This is a genomic window from Kitasatospora nipponensis, from assembly GCF_039528135.1.
Lineage (GTDB): Bacteria > Actinomycetota > Actinomycetes > Streptomycetales > Streptomycetaceae > Kitasatospora > Kitasatospora nipponensis.
In genome coordinates, this window is sequence record NZ_BAAALF010000802.1 from 1 (window position 1) to 651 (window position 651).

The 651-nt window shown below is 65.3% G+C and carries 1 pseudogene; it reads right to left on the bottom strand.

Features of this window, described 5'->3' with window-relative positions:
• Window positions 1–587, bottom strand: a pseudogene (locus ABD323_RS43420) (RNA-guided endonuclease TnpB family protein); the annotation flags it as partial.
• Window positions 588–651: the final 64 nt, after the last annotated feature.

Sequence of the window (651 nt, forward strand, 5' to 3'; positions counted from 1 at the left end):
GCTTCCTTCGGAGGTCGAGTTGCCGCCTGCGGTGCCGGTTCAGCCCACGCCCGGCAGCCCGGTACCCGGTCGAGGTGGTAAACACCATCGCGTTCGGTCAGATCCGACTCGCCCTTGCGGTGGTCGCGGAGCAGCTTGAGCGCGTCGGCGGAGCACACGAAGCGGACGTTCTTCAATCGGCCGCCGGTAGTCCAGATGGAGACGGTCTGCTGATCCAACTGCCAGGACAGGCACCGGTCGTCATACGGCTGCGCGGCCACGGGGCGGAAGACGACCGGCTTGGACTCCGCCTTGATCCAGCGTTTGGAACCGGGCTTGCCGAGGTTCCCGACTCGGATGTTCACCTTCAACGTGGTGTAGGCGTCGCGCGTCTTCTTGATGACGTGCTGGGCGGCCTGCGCCCCAAGTCCGCGCGCCTTCAACTCGGCGTAGGTGTGCTTGCGCAGCTCGTACTCACGCGGCACGCCGTGCTCGAACGCCACCTCCGACACCCAGTTCGCGGCGTCATTGACCGTGCGCAGAGTGCGCTCAAGCGCGGATGCCTGCACGGCATCCGGCACGAGCTTGACCTGCGTCACAATCTTCACGAGAGTGATCGTAGCATTACTCTATGCCACCACGCTGGGAGCCGAATCCCGGTATCCGCAGGGG